The organism is Janthinobacterium sp. FT14W, from assembly GCF_009208755.1.
Classification (GTDB): Bacteria; Pseudomonadota; Gammaproteobacteria; order Burkholderiales; family Burkholderiaceae_D; genus Janthinobacterium; species Janthinobacterium violaceinigrum.
Window position 1 is genome coordinate 1 of sequence record NZ_WFLL01000181.1, and the last position, 255, is coordinate 255.

Consider the following 255-nt stretch of genomic DNA (forward strand, 5'->3'; position numbering starts at 1 on the left):
CGCCCGGCACCCATCCCCGCGCCACCTGGTGGAATGCCGTGCCGGCGCGGCCCGGCGACTTGCTCAACGTGCGCGACACGGAGCAGGCGCTGGAGAATTTCAAGCGCGTGCCGACGGCCGAAGCCGATATCCAGATCATGCCGGCCGAGGGCGGCAATGCGAAGCCGGGCGAGAGCGACCTGCAGATCCAGTGGAAGCAGGGCTTGCCATTCCGCCTGGCGCTGGGCCTCGACGATGGCGGCTCGCGTTCGACGG

General features: G+C 70.2%; 1 protein-coding gene. It reads left to right on the forward strand.

All coding sequences use genetic code 11. The annotated features are described in order from the left end of the window. Positions 1-255 (forward strand): POTRA domain-containing protein (locus GCN74_RS28525; RefSeq protein WP_193317319.1); only part of this gene is annotated, 255 nt, incomplete at both ends.